This is a genomic window from Natranaeroarchaeum aerophilus, assembly GCF_023638055.1.
Taxonomy (GTDB): Archaea; Halobacteriota; Halobacteria; order Halobacteriales; family Natronoarchaeaceae; genus Natranaeroarchaeum; species Natranaeroarchaeum aerophilum.
This window is the reverse complement of record NZ_JAKRVY010000013.1, coordinates 26287-48782: the sequence shown is the minus strand read 5'-3', so window position 1 is coordinate 48782 and position 22496 is coordinate 26287. Positions and strand designations below refer to the sequence as shown.

At 61.1% G+C, this 22496-nt stretch carries 20 protein-coding genes; 15 read left to right on the top strand and 5 right to left on the bottom strand.

The window, feature by feature from the left end:
* The first annotated feature begins 50 nt into the window (after positions 1-50).
* The 5 genes from AArcSt11_RS15900 (at position 51) to AArcSt11_RS15880 (ending at position 5201) form a co-directional block, all read left to right on the top strand.
* Positions 51-1946, top strand: a complete 1896-nt coding sequence (locus AArcSt11_RS15900; RefSeq protein WP_250598545.1) for a 2-oxoacid:acceptor oxidoreductase subunit alpha — start codon at positions 51-53, stop codon at positions 1944-1946.
* A gap of 16 nt (positions 1947-1962) precedes the next feature.
* Positions 1963-2904 (top strand): thiamine pyrophosphate-dependent enzyme, encoded by a 942-nt coding sequence (locus AArcSt11_RS15895; protein WP_250598544.1) that lies wholly within the window; start codon positions 1963-1965, stop codon positions 2902-2904.
* Positions 2905-3011: 107 nt separating this feature from the next.
* On the top strand, positions 3012-3440 hold the full coding sequence (gene lrpA1 / locus AArcSt11_RS15890) for an HTH-type transcriptional regulator LrpA1 (RefSeq protein WP_250598543.1): 429 nt from the start codon (positions 3012-3014) through the stop codon (positions 3438-3440).
* Between the two features lie 115 nt (positions 3441-3555).
* Positions 3556-4059 (top strand): SRPBCC family protein, encoded by a 504-nt coding sequence (locus AArcSt11_RS15885; protein ID WP_250598542.1) that lies wholly within the window; start codon positions 3556-3558, stop codon positions 4057-4059.
* A 209-nt stretch (positions 4060-4268) separates the two neighbouring features.
* Positions 4269-5201 (top strand): DMT family transporter, encoded by a 933-nt coding sequence (locus AArcSt11_RS15880; protein WP_250598562.1) that lies wholly within the window; start codon positions 4269-4271, stop codon positions 5199-5201.
* 1 nt (position 5202) lies between these two features.
* Here AArcSt11_RS15880 and queC read toward each other — a convergent pair whose 3' ends face one another.
* Entirely contained in the window at positions 5203-5931 is a 729-nt protein-coding gene (gene queC, locus AArcSt11_RS15875; protein WP_250598541.1) for a 7-cyano-7-deazaguanine synthase QueC, read from the bottom strand.
* A gap of 93 nt (positions 5932-6024) precedes the next feature.
* The gene (locus tag AArcSt11_RS15870; RefSeq protein WP_250598540.1) at positions 6025-6384 is read right to left on the bottom strand and encodes an ArsR/SmtB family transcription factor; all 360 of its coding nucleotides are present in this window, start codon (positions 6382-6384) and stop codon (positions 6025-6027) included.
* 109 nt (positions 6385-6493) lie between these two features.
* On the opposite strand from AArcSt11_RS15870, the gene AArcSt11_RS15865 reads away from it, so the two are divergent.
* From AArcSt11_RS15865 to AArcSt11_RS15830, 8 genes are all read left to right on the top strand, one after another.
* The gene (locus tag AArcSt11_RS15865; protein WP_250598538.1) at positions 6494-7057 is read left to right on the top strand and encodes a chemotaxis protein CheW; all 564 of its coding nucleotides are present in this window, start codon (positions 6494-6496) and stop codon (positions 7055-7057) included.
* 186 nt (positions 7058-7243) lie between these two features.
* Positions 7244-7606: a chemotaxis protein CheY gene (gene cheY, locus AArcSt11_RS15860; RefSeq protein ID WP_238477254.1), complete on the top strand. Its 363-nt coding sequence runs from the start codon at positions 7244-7246 to the stop codon at positions 7604-7606.
* Positions 7603-8757, top strand: coding sequence for a chemotaxis-specific protein-glutamate methyltransferase CheB (gene cheB / locus AArcSt11_RS15855; RefSeq protein ID WP_250598536.1), 1155 nt, complete (start codon positions 7603-7605; stop codon positions 8755-8757). The genes cheY and cheB overlap by 4 nt, the downstream gene beginning before the upstream one ends.
* Positions 8750-12151, top strand: a complete 3402-nt coding sequence (locus AArcSt11_RS15850) for an ATP-binding protein (protein ID WP_250598534.1) — start codon at positions 8750-8752, stop codon at positions 12149-12151. The genes cheB and AArcSt11_RS15850 overlap by 8 nt, the downstream gene beginning before the upstream one ends.
* A gap of 15 nt (positions 12152-12166) precedes the next feature.
* Positions 12167-12772, top strand: a complete 606-nt coding sequence (locus AArcSt11_RS15845) for a chemotaxis protein CheC (RefSeq protein WP_353617820.1) — start codon at positions 12167-12169, stop codon at positions 12770-12772.
* A gap of 5 nt (positions 12773-12777) precedes the next feature.
* On the top strand, positions 12778-14046 hold the full coding sequence (locus AArcSt11_RS15840; RefSeq protein ID WP_250598532.1) for a chemotaxis protein CheC: 1269 nt from the start codon (positions 12778-12780) through the stop codon (positions 14044-14046).
* Positions 14043-14567, top strand: a complete 525-nt coding sequence (locus AArcSt11_RS15835; RefSeq protein WP_250598531.1) for a chemotaxis protein CheD — start codon at positions 14043-14045, stop codon at positions 14565-14567. Before AArcSt11_RS15840 ends, AArcSt11_RS15835 begins: the two co-directional genes overlap by 4 nt.
* Positions 14564-15373: a CheR family methyltransferase gene (locus AArcSt11_RS15830; RefSeq protein ID WP_250598530.1), complete on the top strand. Its 810-nt coding sequence runs from the start codon at positions 14564-14566 to the stop codon at positions 15371-15373. The genes AArcSt11_RS15835 and AArcSt11_RS15830 overlap by 4 nt, the downstream gene beginning before the upstream one ends.
* A gap of 7 nt (positions 15374-15380) precedes the next feature.
* On the opposite strand, the gene AArcSt11_RS15825 is transcribed toward AArcSt11_RS15830, so the two are convergent.
* Together AArcSt11_RS15825 and AArcSt11_RS15820 are read right to left on the bottom strand one after the other, a co-directional pair.
* On the bottom strand, positions 15381-16343 hold the full coding sequence (locus tag AArcSt11_RS15825; protein WP_250598529.1) for an asparaginase: 963 nt from the start codon (positions 16341-16343) through the stop codon (positions 15381-15383).
* Between the two features lie 45 nt (positions 16344-16388).
* A complete protein-coding gene (locus AArcSt11_RS15820) occupies positions 16389-18968 on the bottom strand; it encodes a methyl-accepting chemotaxis protein (protein ID WP_250598527.1) in 2580 nt (859 codons plus the stop codon).
* Between the two features lie 265 nt (positions 18969-19233).
* Between AArcSt11_RS15820 and AArcSt11_RS15815 the strand changes: the two genes are divergently transcribed.
* A complete protein-coding gene (locus tag AArcSt11_RS15815; RefSeq protein ID WP_250598525.1) occupies positions 19234-20418 on the top strand; it encodes a 5-(carboxyamino)imidazole ribonucleotide synthase in 1185 nt (394 codons plus the stop codon).
* Positions 20419-20636: 218 nt separating this feature from the next.
* Here the strand turns inward: AArcSt11_RS15815 and AArcSt11_RS15810 are convergent, their stop codons facing one another.
* Positions 20637-21098, bottom strand: a complete 462-nt coding sequence (locus AArcSt11_RS15810) for a hypothetical protein (protein WP_250598523.1) — start codon at positions 21096-21098, stop codon at positions 20637-20639.
* A gap of 666 nt (positions 21099-21764) precedes the next feature.
* On the opposite strand from AArcSt11_RS15810, the gene AArcSt11_RS15805 reads away from it, so the two are divergent.
* Positions 21765-22406: an AIR carboxylase family protein gene (locus tag AArcSt11_RS15805; protein WP_250598521.1), complete on the top strand. Its 642-nt coding sequence runs from the start codon at positions 21765-21767 to the stop codon at positions 22404-22406.
* Positions 22407-22496: the final 90 nt, after the last annotated feature.

Here is a 22496-nt window from a genome sequence, read left to right as displayed (position 1 = left end):
CACACCAAACTTTCAGATACTGCTGGCCCACGCTGGGCCGGGTATAAATTATGACTGATGACGAACTCATCTGGCGAATCGCAGGCGGTTCCGGTGACGGAATCGACTCGACAAGTCAGAACTTCGCAAAGGCCCTGATGCGCTCGGGGCTGAACGTATTCACGCATCGCCATTACCCGTCGCGGATCCGTGGTGGCCACACCTACGTCGAGATTCGCGCGCGAGAGGACACCGTCAAATCTCGTGGTGACGGCTATAACTTCCTGCTCGCACTTGGCGACTCCTTCGCCCGGAATCCGAAGGAGAACGCCTACTACGGCGAGGAGGAGATCAAGCCCCTCTACGAGAACCTTGATGAACTCCGCGAGGGCGGAATTATCGTCTACGACTCGGGGATGCTCGACACGGATGACGTTCCGAACTTCGACGAGCGCGCCGAGGAGAACAACTGGCACGTCTTCGACATCAATCTCCGGGAGCTCGCCAAAGAGCACGGCCGCGAGATTATGCGTAACACCGCCGGTGTCGGTGTCACCGCGGCGCTGCTCGATATGGAACTCGGCGAGATCGAGAACCTCATGGAGGACGCCATGGGGGGCGATATGCTCGAAGCCAACCTGAACGTACTCCACGACGCCTACGAGATGACCAACGAGGAGTACGAGTTCGAGCACGACCTCCGCGTTCCGACGGGCGACCACGACGAAGAGCAGGTGCTCGTCTCCGGCTCGAACGGCGTCGCATACGGTGCCCTCGACGCTGGCTGTCGCTTCATTGCGGGCTACCCGATGACACCGTGGACCGACGTCTTCGCGATCATGTCCCAGAACCTGCCCAAGTTCGGCGGTATCTCCGAGCAGGTCGAAGACGAGATCGCGGCGGCGGCGCTCGCAGTCGGTGCGAGCCACGCTGGCGTCAAGTCCATGTCCGGTTCCTCCGGCGGTGGCTTCGCCCTGATGGGCGAGCCACTCGGCCTCGCGGAGATGACCGAGACCCCGATCGTCCTGATCGAAGCGATGCGAGCAGGTCCCTCGACGGGTCTGCCGACCAAACCCGAGCAGGGCGACCTCGAATCGATCCTGTACTCCAGTCAGGGTGACTCGAACCGCGTCGTCTTCGCACCGGCGGATCCTGCCGAGGCGTACGACCAGACCAGGATGGCGTTCAAGCTGGCCTACGATTACCAGATCCCGGCCATCGTCATCATCGACCAGAAGCTCTCCGGCGAGAACCGCAACGTTCCCAAGAGCTTCTTCGACCGCCCGGTCGACGCCGACCCCGGCAGCGTCCTTACCGAGGAGGAACTCGCCGAGGCAGCACACGACGAGTCCGGCAAGTTCAACCGATTCATCCACGAGACCGAAAACGGTGTCGCGCCGCGCTCGCTCCCCGGACAGAAGGATGGACGTTATCTCGCAACCGGTAACGAGCACAACAAGGCGGGTCACATCGACGAGGATCCCGATAACCGGGTCGCACAGATGAGCCGCCGGATGAGCAAGCTCGTCTCGATCCGTGAGGAACTCGACGAAGAACACGAGTCTCAGCAGTCCTACCGCGGCCCGGAGGACGCCGAGTACGGTCTCATCACCTGGGGGTCCCAGCAGGGGACCGTCGAGGAAGCGGTCGACCGACTCAACGAGAGAGGCGTCTCCGTCAAGTCGATCGGTGTCAGCGATATGATGCCGTACCCCGAACAGGAGATGACGGAGTTCCTCGAGAGCGTCGAGGAAGCCATGATCGTCGAAATGAACGCCACCGCACAGTTCCGCGGGCTCACCCAGAAGGAGCTCGGCCAGTTCGGCGAGAAACTGACCAGCTTCCTCAAGTACGACGGGAACCCGTTCGAGCCCGAGGAGGTCGTCGAGGCCTTCGAAGCACAGATCAACGGCGCGGACGAATCGCCGGTAACTCGAACCGAGATTCGCCCTGCCGCGGGGGACTAATCGAGGAGATTCACATATGAGTGCATTCAACGCAATCGGTGAAGAACGCGATATCGACCGAGACGAGTACACACCCGGCATCGAGCCCCAGCCGACGTGGTGTCCTGGCTGTGGTGACTTCGGCGTCCTCAAGGCGCTGAAACAGGCGCTGCCGGAAGTCGGCCGAACGCCCGAGGAAACGCTGCTCTGTACCGGGATCGGCTGTTCCGGAAAACTGAACAGCTATCTGGACACGTACGGCTTCCACACGATCCACGGCCGATCGCTACCGGTCGCCCGCGCGGCGAAGCTGGCCAACCCCGGCCTCGAAGTCATCGCCGCCGGCGGTGACGGTGACGGCTACGGGATCGGCGGAAACCACTTCATGCATACGGCCCGCGAGAACCACGATATGACGTATATCGTGTTCAACAACGAGATCTTCGGGCTGACGAAGGGACAGACGTCCCCGACCAGCCCCAAAGGCCACAAGTCCAAGACCCAGCCCTCGGGTAGCGCGAAGACGCCGATCCGGCCGCTCAGCCTCTCGCTGACGTCGGGTGCGTCCTACGTCGCCCGGACGGCCGCGGTCAACCCGAACCAGGCCAAGGAGATCCTCGTCGAAGCCATCGAGCACGACGGCTTCGCTCACGTCGACTTCCTGACCCAGTGTCCCACCTGGAACAAGGACGCCAAGCAGTACGTCCCATACGTCGATATTCAGGACAGCGACGACTACGACTTCGACATCACGGATCGTCGCGAGGCGAGCGAGATGATGTACGAGGCCGAGGACGCCCTCCACGAGGGGGAAGTCCTCACCGGTCGCTTCTACGTCGACGAGGACCGACCGTCCTACCAGGAAGAAAAGAAGGCAATCGGCGAAATGCCCGAGGAGCCGCTCGCGGAGCGGTACTTCGACGACGACTACGACTGGGACCAGAAGCGGTCTTACGACCTGCTCGACCGACACGTCTGAGCGGGTAGCCGACATCGTATTTTTCTCGTGAACGTGGTAGCTACTGTCCAGTAGCCGAGCTTAACTGATTCAAAAGATATTTTCCCTCTGCCGCAAAATTAGTACGTATGAGTAGCGAGTCGACGGCAAACCGTATTCTCTCTGTTCTCGAAGAGGACGCCAAAGCGTCCTACGCGGAGATCGCGGAGCGAGCGGACGTCTCGAAGCCCACCGTCCGCAAATATATCGAACAGCTCGAAGAGGATGGCGTTATCATTGGCTATTCCGCCGATGTCGATCCAAAGAAACTGGCGAGCAAGTCCATCGCGCTCGTCGGTCTCGATGTCGCCAGTGACGAGTACGTCAGGGCGACCCGCGAGATCAAAGAACTGGACGAGGTCGAGTCGCTGTACAGTTCGAGCGGCGACCACATGCTGATGGCGGAGGTTCGGGCGGCCGACGGTGACGACCTCGCGGATATCATCAGTGACAAACTGGTCGATATCGAGGGAGTCACCGCAGCACATCCATCCTTCCTGCAGGAGCGGCTGAAATAAGGCGGCCGGCGTTGATTTCGAGGACTACCGCGCCGACTCCGAGGACTACCGCGCCGATTTCGAAGACCACTGCGTCGACCACGGCTGTTTTGCTGTCGGACGCCAAACCATGGGTATGGCAAAGTACCGACGTGAGACGCAGATCCACGCGTCGCTTTCCGATGTCTGGGAGTTTCACTCGACGGAACAGGGTCTCGAAGCGCTGACCCCCGACTGGATGGGCCTTGAGGTCGAGTCCGTGGTCGGACCGGACGGCGAGCCTGATCCCACTGTGCTCGAAGCAGGCTCGAAACTCCACATGTCGGTCCGACCGTTCGGCGTCGGGCCGCGACAGTCGTGGACCTCTGTGATTACCGAACGTGAGGAGGGAGACGGTGTCGCATGGTTCACCGACGTGATGGAAAACGGCCCGTTCGCGTCGTGGGAGCACACCCACTCGTTTTACGCCGATGGCGAGACGACGCTGCTCCGGGATCACGTCAAGTACGAACTCCCCTTCGGCGCGCTGGGGCGGGCTGTCGCACCGCTGTCGAGAATCGGCTTCGCCCCGATGTTTCGCAAACGCCATCAGGTAACAACGGAGCTACTGGAGAGCGGTAGCTGGCGGCGACAGCGGTAAGCGACCCGACTGTCGGGTGTAGCCCCAACGGTATAACTTTCGAAGCAATACACTACAAGGATTGTAGTATTGGACTACAGCTGCTAACAGCGGGACAAAAACGAATCTACGAGGCCACAGTCGGAGCCGAAATCGGTAAGCCACTCGATACCGCCCCTTCGAGCGTGCCACGGAGCCTGCGCAAGTGGGGACGCGAGCACGTCTCGCCGATGCTAGCGCTCGCCGGAGCCGTCATCGCGATGAGCACCGCGTCGATCCTGATCCGCTGGAGCGCCGCGCCGTCGAGCGTCGTCGCGTTCTATCGCGTCCTGTTTACGCTCGCACTCGTCGGCCCCTTCGTCCTCGGCCAACGCCGGTCGGAGTTTCGGACGCTATCCCGCCGGGACCTCCTGTCAGCGACGGCGGCCGGGATCGCGCTGGGCATCCACTTTGCCGCATGGTTCGAGAGCCTGGCGTGGACGAGCGTCGCTGCCTCGGTTACGCTCGTCCAGACCCAGCCCGTCTTCGTCGCCATCGGTGCGTATCTCCTGCTTGACGAGCGGATCGACCGGCGAATCGTCGGCGGTATCGTCCTGACGGTCTGTGGTGCTGCCGCGATGACGCTTGCTGACCCCGGCGCGGCGATCGCTGTAGAGGGGGACGCCCGACTCGGCAACACGCTCGCGCTCGTCGGTGCAGTCGCCGCCGGTGCGTACGTCCTTGCCGGGCGCTCGATCCGCCAGCGTGTGTCGGTGTTCCCCTATGTCACGGTTGTCTACACGAGCTGTGCCCTCACGCTGCTTGTGGTCGTCGGGGCGCAGGATGCTGCACTACTGGGCTATCCGCCGCGTGAGTGGGTGCTCTTTGTTGCGCTCGCAGCCGGGCCGGGACTTCTGGGCCACACGGTGGTCAACTGGGCGCTCGAACACGTTCGCTCGACCGTCGTCGGCATCACGATGCTCGGCGAGCCGGTCGGAGCAACAATCCTGGCGGTCCTCCTGCTCGCCGAGGTGCCGGGGACGGGAACTGCACTCGGCGGAGTGATTGTTCTCGGCGGGATCTATCTGGCGAGTACGTCCCGGAGTAGTGACGGCACTGGGGAGGTCCGTAGGAGTGACGGCGGTGGGGAGGACCCCGATCCAGAAACGGCGAAAGTCGACTGAACTAGTCGGTGTATCCGGGGCGTTGTTCGTACTCGATCGGATCGCGGACGCCGATGCGCTGGAACGCTTCGAGCCGGAACTTGCAGGCGTCGCAGGTGCCGCAAGCGGGGGCATTCTCCCGGTAACAGCTCCATGTGTCCTCGTAGGGAACGTCGAGCTCCACCCCTCGCTCTGCAATCTCGGTTTTCGACCACTCGACGAACGGCGCTTCGATCGAGATGTCGGTCTCCGGTTTCGTCCCCGTCTCGACAACTGACTGGAACGCCTCGAAGAAGGCGGGGCGGCAGTCCGGATAGCCCGAGAAGTCCTCGCTGTGGGCACCGATGAACACGGCCGTACAGTCGTTCGCTTCGGCGTAGGAGACCGCCATCGAGAGCAGGTTTGCGTTCCGAAACGGGACGTACGTATCGGGGATCTCGTCGTCGGGTGCGTCAACGGCGTCCTCGACATCTATGTCGTCGTCCGTCAAACTCGACGCGCCGATACGTTCGAGGTGGCTGGTTTCGACTGCGAGGAAGCCGGCAGCATCAATCTCGTCGGCGAGTCTGCGAGCGCACTCCAGTTCACGGTCTTCGGTCCGCTGACCGTACGAGGTGTGCAACAGGTACAGATTGTAGCCCTGCTCGCGCGCCTCGTAGGCAGCAGTTGCGCTGTCCATGCCGCCGGAGGCCAGGACGACGGCTCCGCGCGTCGACTTCTCGGGGTCGGTTGGGGTGTTTTGTTGGGTCATGATCAGGTTGCAGGGACGTCATTCTGGGGTTTCGGGGGCGTCGTTCCAGCGGTCGACGTGGATTACGGGGAGTGGAATAAAAGTCGTCTTCGATCACTCATCGAGCTGGTCCTGCAACTGATTTTTCGCCTCTGAGCGTTTTTTGGACTCGATACTCGGGGCCTGACCGGTAAAATCGAACGTTACGGTATCGACCGTCCGCCGATACACGTTGGTGCGTCGACCTTCTTCCGAGAGCTGTCGCCCCTCACAGCGAAGCAGCCCGGCGTCTTCGAGTTCTTCGATTCGGCGGTAGCAGGTTGCGATCGGGATCTCGATCCGGGAACTCAGCTCCTGTGCGGAGGTCGGCGTTCGTGTCTCGCTCAATATCTCTGCGCTGTACTTCCCACCCAGTGCCGAAAGCAGTGTCTCCGCCGGAACTGTAGATCCATCGACCGTCTCCGTTGAGAGCATATCCGGATAGTATCGCGTTATCAGATTTGAAGCTTGCGGCACGTACAAGTAGCCAACAAGCAACCGTGGTCAATGTTTTTGTTGCTCCGGTGTAGATACCAAGCAAGGAATGTCGACGGAACTGCCGGATAAGCTACTGAATATCGATAGTGAGGGGACTGACGACCGGGATCCAGATCCTGACGGCGACGACGAGGAAGCGGAAGAACGGGAGCGCTTCGTCGTCTTTCGCATCGGAGATACCGAGTACGGACTGGAAGTCGATCAGGTGCTCAGCGTTGTCGAAGAGACCGAGTACACACGACTCCCCCGGACCTCGGACGCGATCGAAGGGCTGATCGATCTCCGTGGGGCAATCACGGCGGTGATCGACCCCCAGACCTATCTCGGGGCCAGTCGCGACGACGATTCGCCCGACGAGCAGCAAGTCGTCGTCCTCAACAGACCGAGCGATCAGCAGGGTGTTGGGCTCAAAGTCGACGAGGTGCTCGGGGTCGAGTCCATCCCCGTGAGCAGCATCTTCCACAAACCGTCACCACAGCAGGATATCGACCCGAGCGCTCTCTCTCACGCGCTGGTCCGTGCGGTTGTCAGGCCCGAGCAGGACAACAGTGACAGACAGGTCTCAGTAATCGATCTCGGCGGACTGGTGCAGGCGGCCGGGAACGCCTGATCGGGCCTCGCTGACAGTCTCAAGCACCGTCTCGCGTATTCCGACTCCAATCTCTGGCCTGTTGACCGAATGTTACCGATGTCTGTCCCGTGCACGTCCGGCCGAGACCGAGAATATCAGATTTGATAATATAAGAACAGCATTTATGTTGGTAGTTCGCCAAGCCGTGCGTGGTGTATCAACTGAATGTCGACAGGGGTGCTCATCGTGGACGACTCTCATTTTATGCGGAATCTACTCAGACAGATTCTGGAAGAAGACTACGACATAGTGGGAGAGGCGTCCAACGGTGCTGAAGCGGTCAAGTTGTACAAAGAACAGGAACCGGACATCGTGATGATGGACATCGTGATGCCCAAATGTAACGGGATCAAGGCCACCGCGGCGATCAAGAAGCTCGATCCCGACTCCCGCGTGATCATGTGTACGAGCGTGGGACAGCGCGAGAAGATGAAACTGGCCGTCAAAGCCGGTGCGGACGGCTATGTAACGAAACCGTTCGAGGAACCGAGCGTCAGAAAGGCGCTCAGGGACGTTATTCCGGCATGACGAGCGTGCTCGTTGTCGATGACTCGCAGTTCATGCGGACAGTCATCGGCAACATCCTCGCCGATCACGGCTACGAGGTGTACCGTGCGAGTAACGGCGAGCGGGCGGTTGAAGCCGTCCGAGAGCACAGTCCGGATATCGTGACGATGGACGTCCAGATGCCGGAAATGGACGGGATCGAGGCCGTCGATCGTATCATGACCGAGTATCCGACCCGCATACTAATGCTCAGTGCACATACCGAGGATGGTGCTGATGCGACGCTTCGGGCTCTCGCATCCGGCGCGATCGACTTCCTCGAAAAACCGAGCGGTGAAGTCTCGACGGATATCGCCGGACTCGAGGATCGGCTGATCGACGCGATCACCGCTGTCGAAGATGCCCATGTCGCTTCGCTGGCACGCTCACGAACGGCCGCATCGGCACGACGTGTCGCTGGTGGCGTAGAGACGCCGACAGGGACGTCCTCACGATCTGCGGATCCCGCCGATATGCGGGACGACCGGAGGTCGAGTACGTGGAGCGATGCCACCGCCGATGAGGATCGGACGTATCTGGAGCACCCCACGATCGTCATCGGAGCGTCGACCGGTGGGCCGAAAGTCATCGAGCGACTGCTCTGTTCGTTGCCGCTCGATCTCGATGCTCGCGTTCTGATCATTCAACACATGCCCCCCGAGTTCACGGTGCGACTCGCCAAACGCCTCGACGATCGCTGTGCGTATCGCGTCAAAGAAGCCGATGATGGCGACAGGATATCGGGCGGTGAGGTGCTGGTTGCCCACGGTGACCGGCACATGGTGGTCGCCCACTCGGTTGCCGGGCGGTCGAAAGTGCGCCTGACCGACGATGACCCGGTCAACGGTGTCAGACCGTCGATCGATGTTACGATGGAGTCGGTCGCGGAGACTGTCGAACAACCAGTTGTCGGTATTGCGCTTACGGGAATGGGGAAAGACGGCGCGGCAGGTATCCGCGCGATCAAGGATGCGGGCGGTACGACGATCGCACAGGATGAGGGGACAAGCCCCGTGTTCGGTATCCCCAGACAGGCGATAGCGACTGGTGCAGTTGACCACGTGCTTCCTGCAGAGAGGATTACGGATGGCGTGCTCGACAGTCTTTCGACGGAGGTGACAACTCATGGATGAGTACGTACGGGAGTTCGTGCGGGAAAGCGAGGAAGGGATCACGGAATTGAACAACGCCTTGCTCACGCTGGAGCAGAATCCTGACGACGACGACGCGATGGATCTGATCTTCCGTACCGCACATACCCTCAAGGGCAACGCCGGTGCGATGGGATTCGATCGTGCGGAAGCGCTCGCGCACGCACTCGAAGACCTGCTTGACGCTGTCCGGCGTGGCGAGATCGAGGTATCCGCCCAGTTGATGGACCGAATCTTCGATGCTGTTGATCAGCTAGAGGCGATGATCGAGGAGATCCCCGAGCACGGCTCACCGCAAACGGAGCCAGAGGAGACGATCGAGATGCTTCGCGAGGAGCTCGAAGCGGCCGCAGCCATCTCCATACCGACGGATGCGGAGATAGACGAGTTACTGGCCGCTGCCGACGAGCCAGCGGACGATCGTCACAACCGGTTTCACGTCCGGCTGAACGTGGCCGAGGAACGGGAACAGCACGGGATGCTCGTTGTCGAAGCGCTCGAAGACGCGTTCGATCTCCTCGGCACCTCCCCACCGGAAGCAGAGATCAGCGAGGGCGAATACGGCGGCAACTTCGACGCCGTGTTCGCGAGCGCGGTCGGAGAGGAGTCGATATCGGCCGCGCTCGATCCCGTTGATGCCGTCGAGGACGCACTCATCGAGGAGGTGACTGACCGGGAGGTCTCTCCTTCGACCGACGACGCTGGTGAGGCTACTGATGTCGATACCGACGACGGACAGGACCCCGAAGAGATGGAAGTCGACGACCTGCTCAACGAGTTCAGCGAGTACGACGATCTGGACGAAATGGTCGAACAGGTCGACGATGTGGAAGGGTTCGACGACCTCGGCGATGCCGGATCGTTCGACGATATCGAGGTCGGTGACATCGATCCCGTCGACGAGGACCCGGCGGACATGGAAGAGGCGGGCGACGACGCCGTCGAGGCGAGTACTGAACTGGCTGATGACGACGAGGTCGAAGACGCCTCGGATACGTTCAAAGAGCTGCAACAGGAAGTCGATCCGGTCGGCTTCGACGAGCTACAGGCCGAACTCGACGAACTGGAGTTCGAGGAACTCGACGACGACGAGGTCGGCTTCGACGAACTGCTCGAGGAGGACGAACTCGGCGGTGACGATCCGTTCGCTGCCGGTGAGTTCACCGAGGACGACCCATTCGGCGCTGGCGACGAGGGTGATGAAATCGGTGTCGACGAACTGCTCGACGAGGCCGAGGAAGCCGATCCGGCCGACCCAGACGTCGAAGCTGGTGAGGGCGATCAGGATGTCACCACTCCCGACGAGCCGGACGTCGAATCCGACGAGCCGGACGTCGAATCCGACGAGCCGGACGTCGAATCCGATGAGCCGACTACCGCCACTGCTGTCAAAGCGGACGACGATGAGACGGAAGCCGCCGACACGACCGGCAGCACAGAGCAGACTTCCGAGGCCGACGACCTCGACTTCCCTGCCGGGAACGACGAGCTGTTCGGTGACGACACAATCGATGACGTTCCCGAGGAGGAAGCGCCAGGAGCCCTCGATCTGGATGATGCGGAGATCCAGGACGTCGACGACGCCGACGAAAGTCCGGAACTCGACCTCGAAGATCCCTTCGCCGGTTCGGAGTCTATCGACGAGCCGGACGCGGATACCGCCACTGCTGAGGACGGTGACAGCCTCGACGACACTGATGACGTCCAGGACGACTCAGCGATCAGCGAAGCGGGCGCATTCTCCGACATCGACTTCGGCGATCCTGCGGATCCCGAAGCGGAACCGGGCGAACTCGACGCCGGTGGCTTCGGCTCGGCGGACGAGCTGGACCTGTCGATGGATCTCGAAGCAGCGGACGATGAGAGTGTGAGTCCCGAAGAGAACCAATCGAGTGGAGATGCCGACTCGACGCTCGAAGCGGAGCCTGCCGGGACACCAGAAGACATCGATCCCGACTCGACACCAGAAGACATCGATCCCGACTCGACACTCGAAGCGGATCCCGACTCGACACTCGAAGCGGATCCCGACTCGACACTCGAAGACACCGATCCCAGCGAAGCGCTTCAGGAATCGGATCCCGGAACGACCGCCGGGGATGGGACAGCGGATGACGAGCCATCCGACGAGGCCGTCGAGGCATCCGTCGAATCGGTGAACCTGGATTCGGGAACGGAACCGCCGGATGTGGGCTACGAGCGCCCGTCAGCCGCGGCCGGAACGGATGTCGATTCGGAAACGATCCAGTCGGTCCGGGTCGACACTGAGCAGGTGGACCAACTGATGAGTCTCGTCGAGGGGCTCGTGTCGACTCGGGCGCGCTTGCGCCGGGCGGTCGAGGCTGACGAGCCGCGCCGGGTCATCGACAACGAGGTCGACGAGCTCGACGCGCTCACCTCCGAACTCCAGGATACGGTGATGGACGTTCGTCTCGTTCCCCTGCGAAACGTCGTCAACAAGCTTCCGCGGCTGGTGCGGGATATCTCCCGCGACCAGGACAAGCAGGTTACCCTCGACATGGAAGGCGAAGACGTCGAGGTCGATCGGTCGATCCTCGACGAGATCGGCGATCCGCTCATGCATATCGTCCGGAATGCGATCGATCACGGTATCGAGCCGCCCGAGGAACGTGAGGAAGCGGGGAAAGATCCCAGCGGATCGATCGAACTCCGGGCCCACCGCGAGCGAGACACTGTCGTCATTGAAGTCGAGGACGATGGGCGCGGGATCGATGTCGACGACCTCGGTGATGCTGCAGTCGCGGAGGGGATCGTCGAGCGTGAGGACCTGGTGACGATGGATGACGAAGAGATCTACGAACTCGTCTTTCATCCGGGCTTCTCGACGAGTGAAGAGGTCACTGACGTCAGCGGCCGTGGCGTCGGGATGGACGTCGTTGCCCGGACCATCAACGACCTCGACGGGTCCGTCGACATCGAAAGCGAGCCGGGCGACGGGACGACAGTCCGGATCGAGGTGCCGATCTCGCTGGCGATTGCCGACGTGCTCTTCGTCGAATCCGGCGGAGAAGAGTACGGCATCCCGACCCGGGTAGTCAGCGAGATCGGTCCGTCCGGCGCAGTAGAACTCGAGGACGGCCAGGAGGTCGTCAGGCGCGGCGAGACGTCCTATCCGTTGATCCGGCTGGACGAAGCGCTGGAGACGCCGGAACGCGGGCAGAACGGCGACGGAATGCTAGTACAGGTACGCGACGATGTGCGTCCGGTTGCGGTCCACTGTGACCGCGTTCGGGGCCAACAGGAAGTCGTTGTCAAACCGTTCGAGGGGTTCATCGGTGATATTCCCGGGCTCAGCGGGGCGACCGTGCTCGGAGAGGGTGACGTGGTGAACATTCTCGACATCGAGACGCTATGAGAGACAGGTGATACTATGAGTCTAATGGTCGACATTCGGAAGTTGAGTTTCATTAACGAAATGGCGAAAGTCGGGACAAACGGCGTGGCCGACAACATGAGCAAGCTGACCGGTGAGGACGCCAAGATGGAGGTCACCAAGACCAACTTCATCGACGTGGAGGACCTTACTGCCCAGCTCGATGAAGGCAAGCGCGTCGGGGTTCGAGTCCGGCTTATGGAGCCGCCACACGGACACATCCTCATTCTCTTCCCCGAGGAGAGCGCAAAGAAGATCACGGCGCTCATGCTGAACGACATGGTCGACGATATGTCCTCTGTGTCCGGTGAGATGGCCCGGAGCGCTGTCGAGGAGCTGGGCAATATGATGGCGAGTGGCTTCATCGACGGCTGGGCCGACGTGCTCGGGACGACGATCGATATCGCGACGCCACAGCTGGTGTACGCGCCAGCAGCAGAGATCGTCGGCCGGACGGCAAGCCTCGGCGAGGAGGATCTCGCACTGTTCTTCGACTCCAGTCTCAACGTCCCAAGCTACGAGATCGAAGCCGAGATCTACGCGTTCCCTGACCTGCAGGAGTTCGTCGAGATGGTCAACAGCATCGAAACCTCCTACGAGTAATCCATATGAAACTCGACGTTACTGCACTCGGAACGTTCTATCAGATGGCCCAGGAAGGTGCCGGTCTCGCCGCCGGCCGACTCACACGGATGACTGACGTCGACACGCGCGTCGGCGTGACGAAGCTGAACTTCATGCGCGGGTCGGATATTCGTGCGGAGCTTGGAGACAGCGTCCGGAAAGTCGGCGTTCGGGTCGAACTGACCGGCGCACTCGACGGTCACGCCGTAATCGTCTTTGACTGGGAAAGCGCAACGCATCTCGTCCGCACGTTACAGCCCTCCGTCGACCCGGAGGATACGCTTCCCGACAGCCCCGACGAGGAGTTCGACGAGATGAACAGGAGCGCAATCACCGAGGTCGGACAGATCATGCACAGCGGCTTTATCGATGGCTGGGCGGATGTCCTCGGTACTGCAATCGACGTTTCGACGCCCGAATACGTCGATGGCGACTCCGCGGAGCCGTTTCTCGCGGGGATCGATACGGCACCCGGTGCGGACGACCTGGCACTGCTCTTCCAGAGCCAGATCGAGGCGATCGACACCGAGATCCAGTTCCGGTACTACCTGTTCCCCGACCACGACTCGATGGAGGATGTGCTGGCCCAGCAGGGTGCATCGAGCGACGACGGGATCGAGTACGACAAGCTCGCCGGATTCGATCGACTTGCACAGCGCGGTGCGGACGAGGTCGCCTCGAACGTCACCACGATGACCGGGATCGACACCGATGTGGAGATTCGGCGGCTCAACTTCGTTCCGCTAGAAGTGCTCCCCGAGGAGATCGACGACGAGATGTTGATCGGCGTCGCGTTCGAGTTCGACGGGATGCCAAGCGGCTATCTCCTCTTCACATTCGATGAATCGTCCGCCCGGGAGATCGTCAATGCGATGTTGCCGATGGCACCGGACGACGAGTTCGACGAGATGGGACAGAGCGCGATCAAGGAGCTCGGAAACATCATGGCCAGTGGGTTCCTTGACGGCTGGGCGAACGTACTCGATACAACGATCGATCACTCCCCGCCCGAGTACAACCACGACATGGGTGCGGCCGTGATCGATCCGGTCGTCATCCAGCTCGGTGAAAACCAGGAGTACGCGTTCGTCTTCGACACCTCGGTACAGGCTGCCGATCGGGAGTTTGACTGCAACATCTACGCGATCCCCGACGAGTCGGATCTGGAACGGGCGATCAACGACCTGCCGATGGACCGGATCGAAGAAGTGCCCACAAAGGCGACCCTCGAAGAGGTCGAGACCGACCAATGAAGACCTACGGAAGTGAGCCGGGTGCGCCCGAGTCGGATCCGGTCCGAGTCGGTATCTCCGAGTTCGAGATCAGCGATAGCGGGCAGTGTCTCAAGTCCTTTGGACTGGGCTCCTGTGTCGCCGTCGCGCTGTACGACGACCAGTCGCAAGTCGGCGGACTCGCACACGTCATGTTGCCAAACGGCGACGAGAACGACGATATGAGCGAGCGAAAGCCCGGCAAGTTTGCCGATACGGCCATCCGGGCAATGCTTCGACAGATGGTCGAAACCGGAGCCAGCTACACTGACGTAGAAGCGAAACTCGCTGGCGGTGGCGACATGTTCGAGTTCGAGAGCTTCGGCGACGGCGTCGGCCACCGAAACGTCGTCGCCGCACGGGAGGAACTCGACAAGCTCGGCGTTCCGATCACCGCCGAGGAAGTCGGTGGGCAGGAGGGCCGAACCGTCGAGTTCGACACTGGAACCGGTGTCCTCTCGATCCGGACCGCCGACGGCGAGGGGACAGTCGAGGAACTGTGAGCAGTGAGCTCGCACCCGGCTTCGAGGCGCTGACGACGTTCGTCGAGAACGAACTCGATTTTGCGACGAGCCACTACAACAACAGCTACCTGAACCGGCGGTTCTCCTCTCGTCTCCGCCGAACTCGCTCGGAGGACTTCGAGGAGTATCTGGAACTGGTCCGGGAGGATCCGGACGAACAGGTTGCACTGCTTGACGCTCTTTCGATCAACGTCACCGGGTTCTTCCGTAATCCGGATGTCTGGGAGGGTATCCGGTCGGTACTGCGAACGTTGAGCGACGAGCAAGAGCGGATTCACGTCTGGAGCGCTGCCTGTGCGGACGGCCGCGAGCCCTACTCGATGGCGATGCTCGGTCTCGACGATCCACGAACGGCAGGCGATCAGCTTTCGATTCTTGCGACCGATATCAGCGATCCGGCACTCGAAACGGCACGAGAGGGCGTCTACGAAAGCAGCAAAACGATCGATATCGGCGATCAGCTCACCTTCCTCTCGAACTACCATCGGTACGTCGACCAGTCAGGCGACCGTTTCGAAATCCGTGAACCGGTCAGGCGGATGGTCACTTTCGAGCACCACGATCTGATCAACGACGGCGCGAAATCCGGCTTCGATCTGGTCGTCTGTCGCAACCTCTTCATTTACATCGACAACGGCTACAAGGAGGAGATGCTAGAGACGATCTCCGAATCACTCCGACCCGGTGGCTATCTCGTTATCGGGAAAGCGGAGACGATCCCGCCGGATCTAAAATCCGACTTCACGATCCTCGACGGCCGGATGCGGATCTATCAGAAAGCGTAGCGAAGACTCAGAACACGTCACGAACCGCTTTCTCGTCGTCAAACGCCGATAGGGCGAGTCCGAGTTTAATCCGGGCTTTCCATGGCGGGAGATCGCCCGCCGGGATGACACCGTGATCGTGGAGCGTGTAGCTTCCACCCGGGCCACCGTACTTTGGTGCGACTTCCCCCCGGAAACATCGTGTCGCCAGCGCGACCGTCAGTCCTCGTTCGATAGCTTCGGCGATAGTGTCACTCACGCGTCGTGAGGTGTTACCGATCCCGCTGGCGCCGAGGACGACGCCGTCGACACCGTCGACGATCGCGTGTCTGAGCAGGGTATCCTCGACGTCAAGCCCGCTCTGGAGCAGTTTCACCGTCGTCGTGAACTCGGTCGTCGGGATCGTGACCGACTCGCTTCGGGGGGAGCGTCGCAGCGAAATCCCGTTCGCAGTTAGTTCACCGACCGGCCCTGCCCCCGGCGACGCGTAGGCAGCGGGGGCACTGGCGTGGGCTTTCGTAACCCACCGGGCGGCGTGGATGGAATCGCTGAACGCGACGTAGACCCCCGACTCGAAGCGGTCGTCCGCCGCCGTGCGGATCGCCGCAAGCAGGTTGGCGGGACCATCAGCACCCACCGCGTCTGCCGGACGCTGCGCACCGGTGAAGACGACCGGTACGTCGACGTCTAGCACCATATCTAGATAGTACGCCGATTCTTCCATCGTATCGGTGCCGTGGGTGACGACGACACCGTCGATTCCATCCGCAGCCGCACGCTCGACGGCGCGTGCGAGGTCGGCGACCTGATCGAAGCCGAGGTGAAAGCTCAACTCGTCGCAGACGCGTTCGACCTCGATGTCGGCGTACGCCTCGATGTCGCCGACTGCGTCGACGAGGTCGTCGCCGGTCAGCGACGGCGTGGCACCACCGTCTCCCGAAGTCGACGCGATCGTGCCGCCCGTCGCCAGCACGCGGATCCGTGGAGTCATATGTGTGAATCACACTCGATCGTGTTAGATTCTGTCGGTCGACAACTACCGCTCATCCGGTTCGTCGACGACCTGCCCGAAGCTGAACCCGTCAGGAGTCCCCTTGTCGGTCGCGTTCGGTTCGTCCCCATCGGGATCGTCCCCGGCGGTCTCTGCGGTCACGTCGTCCGTCATCGTCGCCTCTCCGCCCTCGAACTCCCCCGAGTCGTCGCCCCCACCCGTATCGTCGTACTGCTGCTCACCACTGACCTCCGACTCGGCAGCATCGAGTGGGGGCTCTGTAGTATCGCTCCCGGGAAGTCCCCCATCGAGGTCGTCATCAGTATCCGTCTCGAAGCGGTCGAGGGCTTCGGAAAGCTGTGCAGCCTGATTGGCCAGATCTGACGCCGATCCGGATACTTCGGTCAGTGCAGTTGTCTGCTGTTCGGCTGCGGCGGCGACGTTCTCGGCTTCGGCAGTCGTCTCTTCTGAGATCGTCGCGGCCTCGTCGACCATTGCGACGACCTGCTGTGTAGCGGCAGCCTGCTCTTCGGTCGCCGCCGAGATTTCCTGGACGCCGGTGTTGGTCTCCTGGGCGTACTCGGCGATCTCGTCGAGTGCATCCGCAGCCCGCCGAACCGAGTCGGTGTGGTCGGTGATCTCGGAACTCGTGGTTCGGACCTCCGCCGCGGTGTCGTCGGTCTGGGCCTTGATCCGTTCGAGCCGGTCTTCGATATCTTCGGCTGCGTCCTTCGTATCCGCGGAGAGCTGTTTGACCTCCTCGGCGACGACCGCAAAGCCCTCGTCGGAGTCCGCCGAACGGGACGCCTCGATGTTGGCGTTGAGCGCGAGCATGTTCGTCTGCTCTGCGACCTCGGTGATGAACTCCAGCAGTTCGTCGATCTGGGCGACCTCCTCTTGCAGGGTTTCGATCTCCGCAACTGCTGCCTCGCTCTCGGCTTCGATCCGGTTCATCCCCTCGATCGCCTGCTGAGCAGCTTCACGCCCTTCACGCCCGGTTGCGGCCGTGCGCTCGGCGATATCGGCGACCTGGTTCGAGGATGCGGCGATCTCCTCGGTCGTCGTCGAGAGGCCGTCCATCTCGCCGGTCACCGTCTGCAGGGAGCGGTTCTGTCGCTCTGCGCCGTCCGAAATCTCCTGAATGGACTCCGTGACCTGCTGGCTCGCGCCCCGGACCTCCTCGCTGGAGGCCGTCACCTCCTCGCTTGCCGTAGCGACCTCGCCGGCGAACGATTTGAGCTGTGCCGTCGTCGCTTCCAGTTCAGCCAGCATGTCGTTCGACGCCGTTGCGATCTCACTCATCGCCTCGCTATCGCTGTCCGGATCCATGCGGGCGGTGAGATCCCCGTTGCTTGCGGCCTGCAGGACCTCGCTGTACTCCGCGGCTTTCCGTTCGAGATGATCGTTCATCTGCTCGGTCTCCGTCCGGGCGTTCTCGGCTGCGGCACGGGCCTCCTGGGCCTCCTCGATCTGTGCCCGGAGCGCATCGCGCATGTTGGCAAAACCGCCGTAGAGCCGTCCGATGTTGTCGATTCGAGTCGTCTCGAACTCGACGTCGAGGTCGCCAGCCTCCATCGCCTCCGTTTTTTCCGTCAGTCGGTCGATCGACCGGGCGGTGTTGCGCCCGAGCACCGCACCGATCAGGGCAACGAGCAGAACGCCACCTGCGGTTGCATAGGTTCCCCACGTCGAGACCGCGTCGACGAATCCGTACGCGTCGCTTTCGGGCTGGTGAACGAGGACGACCCAGTCGGCGTTCTCGACCTGTGAGTAGCCGACCACGTAGCCCTCATCGGGGAACCCGTAGGCGTCGCCAGCGAGCGCGCCGGTCGGCGAGTCGTCGACACGCTCGACGGATGGAGTACCCGGACCTGCTTCACGCGCAGTGACTCCGAGGTCGCCGTGGCCGTCGTAGGCTGTCAGGAACGCCGCGCCGTCTTCACCGAAGCCGGCGTCGTCGAACATGACGTTGTCGCCCCCGTCGAGAACGAGCGTCGTCCTGTCCTCACCGGCGCTCTGGAAATTCGGCGAGTACTCCGCGAGGTCAATCGTGACCACCATCGCATGGTCGGGGTCGTCGACGACCTGTCGCATGTACGTCATCGCGGGCAGGCCGTCATCCGTCTGGTAGGGATCGGTCCGATAGGCCTGCTCGCGTGGCACGTCGTCCAGCTGCGCCCGTTCATCCTCGGGGACCTCCAGTGCTTCGACGGGTTCGCCCTCCAGTCCTGCCGAACTCGCGAGGATCTCCCCGTCATCGACGTTCACGTAGTGGATCGCGGCGACGTAATCCTCCTCGTTGCGATCGTTGAACGCGACGTGCCAGCGTTCAACGTACGGCTGTATCTGCTGGATGTCGCCCGAACGGACGATCGCCGACTCGGTCAACATCCCGGTGACGAGTCGTTGCTGGTCGTCCCAGGCTTCGAGGGCGTCAGCCTCCTGTGCTGCCATCGTGGCGTACTCGTCTTCGACGTTGTCCTCGACGCCGGCCTCGATTTCGGCTGTCGCGACGAACCCGATGGCCGCGACCGACAGCCCGAGAATCAGTAGTGCGATGCCGAACTTCACCGTGTATCGCCGCCGGACGAAGTCCGGGACAACGTATCGTAACCCCCCTGACATATCCATGGTGTCAATTCAAAGACCTTTATAATTTTCGATCATTAACGATCTGAGCACCCGGATCCGCCCTTTCGTCGTCGACACCGCGTATCTCGCTTTCCAGGTCCTCGACGACAGGCTGGCCAGGCCGTGAACTTTAATTGTGTTTCTGACAGTTGTGGTGGCGGGCGCTGCCGACACTCGTCAGTGACCGATACAACAGGTGCGTCAGGAACCGATACAACAGGTAACGCTTAACCCCGGCCGCGGAGAACCGGCGAGCAAGATGACGTCACCACTCTCCACGCCCGGTCCGACGCTGGGCGTCGTCGGAGGAGGACAGCTCGGCAGAATGCTCGGCGAGGCTGCCGGACCGCTCGGAATCGAACTGATCGTACTGGATCCGACGCCTGACTGTCCCGCCTCACCGGTCGTCAGGGACCAGATCGTCGGCGAGTTCGACGACGAGGACGCTGTCCGGGAACTCGCCGAACGATCCGACTTCCTCACTTTCGAGATCGAACTCGCGGATCCGGACCTGCTCGAACGCGTCGAGACGGAGACGGGCGTTCCCGTCCATCCATCGCCCGATACGCTCCGGACGATCCAGGACAAACTCGTCCAGAAGGACGCGTTGGTTGATGCCGGGATCCCGGTCCCCGAGTATCGCGCAGTCGACGACGCCGCGGAACTGCGCGCGGCCCTCGACGAGTTCGGGACACCCGCGATGGTGAAAGCCCGCGAAGGGGGCTACGACGGTCGCGGCAACGCACCGATCGAGTCCCCCAACGACGCAGAATCCGTGCTTGACTCCGTCGCCGGGCCCGCGATGGTCGAGAAGTTCGTCGATTTCGAGCGCGAGCTATCCGTGATCGGCGTCAAAGGAGAGGGTGAGATAGCAACGTTCACGACCGGCGAGAACGTCCACCGCGAGGAGATTCTGCGGGAGACGATCGTCCCTGCTCGTGCGCCCGAGGACGTTCTGGAGCGCGCGCGTTCGGTCGCCCGGGACGTCCTCGAACTGATGGACGGCCGCGGTGTCTACGGAATCGAACTCTTCGAAACGGCGGAGAGTGAGATCCTGGTCAACGAGATCGCACCGCGCCCACACAACTCGGGCCACTGGACGATCGAGGGCGCGGTTACCTGCCAGTTCGAGCAGCACGTCCGTGCGGTCACCGGTCGACCACTCGGATCGACCGAACAGCGTGATCCCACGGTGATGACCAATATTCTGGGCGATGTCGAAGAGACCCAGCCTGCCGAACTTCACGGACTCGACACCGTATTCTCGACGCCACGGGCGGCGCTGCACTGGTACGGCAAGCGGGATGTCCGGCCGCTCCGGAAGATGGGCCATATCACGCTGACCGATCAGGGCGTCAACGCCGACGGGTCCGCAGAAGATCTTGACCAACTGCTCGCGCGCTCGCGTGACTTGCGGGACGGGGTAACGTTTGACAAGGCGTGATCCGGTTGCCCGGCTCTGTTAAAATACATAGAGAGTGATGTGTTTTCGTGGTCGTGCAAGATACAGGGGTTCTACTCAGCAGCCGACGGATGTTCTATTCATGTAGAAGCAATTGAGTCAGCTGTCAGAACCTGCTTGCGTATGTTGCATGACGGATCGGTCTGTTTGGGATCGCTGTGATCAGTCGATACAAGTGGGTAAAAGATATCGGCTGTGAACTAATCGTGGCTTTGTTCTCCAGATTGCTCGGCCCGGTAGTTCTCGAACATTTTGCTTCCACCGGCACCCACAAGTCCACCGATTACTGCAAGTACAACCGATGTCACCGCGGCGACGACCGCCATCAACAGTAATATTCCTATAGCAAGTCCTGCTCCACCAGTCACCGGTGTATCTGTTGCGATAGTCCAAGCGGTTCCAAGTATTGCAACCGCAGTGATAGTTCCAACACCGACCCCGTTGAATGCGCCCAACGGTAGGTTCCCTCGTGAAAAACATCCTGCACTCATGCCACCAACTACTGGTGCAATGAGTATCGTTACAATCACTGATGAGTAAACAGTTACTACGATAACACCGAACGTGAGTGAAACGAGAGAACCGAGTAGTATCCCAAAAATTGAAGAAAGCACCGTTAGAGTGGGCTCGCCTGGTTTAATATCTTCCCAGCTATATACCATAGTATCTATTTATATCTAAGTTAATATAATTATTAGTAAGAATTTATGTCCTAATATAACTTTCGGAATAAATTGGGCCGTTGTGTTGCAGTAATGCTCTGTATTGACTGATCTGAATAACTGGTCTTTCGGTGGAATACCCGTACGAGACTCGCGCCCTGCATTCAGCAGCGTCCAGATGTCCTACCAGAATGCGTTCAGAAACATCGTGACACACGCAGAGGCTTCATCACCCACCTGGCCGCCTGAAGGTGTAGTTTACCGTATCTGCGTCAATTGTGAGGGCGCCGGCGTCGTGATCCACAACAACCGCAACGGTGTTATCGTGCGTGAAATCGTGTAACGGCATCCCAGTCTGGAGCGTCCCATTGCGGGACAATTCGACACGTGCAGAGCCGAAGTCGATGTGAATCCGATCATCAGTAGCCGTCACATCTCCCCCGCGACCGAATCGACGTAGTTCATCAATCAGTGTCTCCCACTCGTTGAGTTGCACTCGTGGTGTCATCCGCCATTTAATCGTGATGTCGCGTTCAGGAAAGTCTTGGTGCGAGATCTGTGCCCTCTATTCAACACTCGGTTCCTATCAGAACCAACGGGTTTCAATTCGCGGATCGGCAGCTCGTTCCAAAACACACATTGGTCCCTTCTCCGTCGCAGTAGGTAATGGTAGACGAAGTCAACGCGCTGATAGAGCAACTGGAGGCACAGGCTGGAGAGGACCGCGACCCGGAAACGACACCGGACATCGGCATCGTCATGGGAAGCGACTCCGATCTCGACGTGATGGCAGGCAGCGAGGAGGGGCGGGCGGGCGCATACGACGCCTTCGTCGACGAGCTCGGCTTCGAGGAGCAGACCGACTACGAGAATCCGCCGGAGAGCCGATACACCTTCGAGACGTTCGTCGTCTCGGCCCACCGGACGCCCGAGTTGATGTACGCCTACGCCGAGACTGCTGCGGATCGGGGTATCGACGTCATCATCGCTGGAGCGGGCGGCAAGTCCGCAGACCTGCCGAACATGACGGCCTCGATCGCCTATCCGTTGCCGGTGATCGGCGTCCCAGTTCAGGAGAAGTCGGTTGACTCCGTGATCGGGATGCCGACCGGCGCGCCGCTTGTCGCCGTCGACGCTGGGAAGTCGTTTAACGCCGCGCTCTCGGCGGCACAGATCCTCGCGCGCGAGAACGAAGAGCTACGCGACCGGCTCGTCGAATACCACGAGCGGCTGCAGGCGGATGTCGGTGAGATATCCCGAGATCTCCACGAACTCGGAACGCCCGGATTTCGTGAGCAATACGAGTAGCAATTGTTACAGCACGCCGAAGCAGCCATTGTAACGGTCGAATCGCAAGAATCAACCCTTATATGGGTGGGTTCCCAACCTCAGCACGTT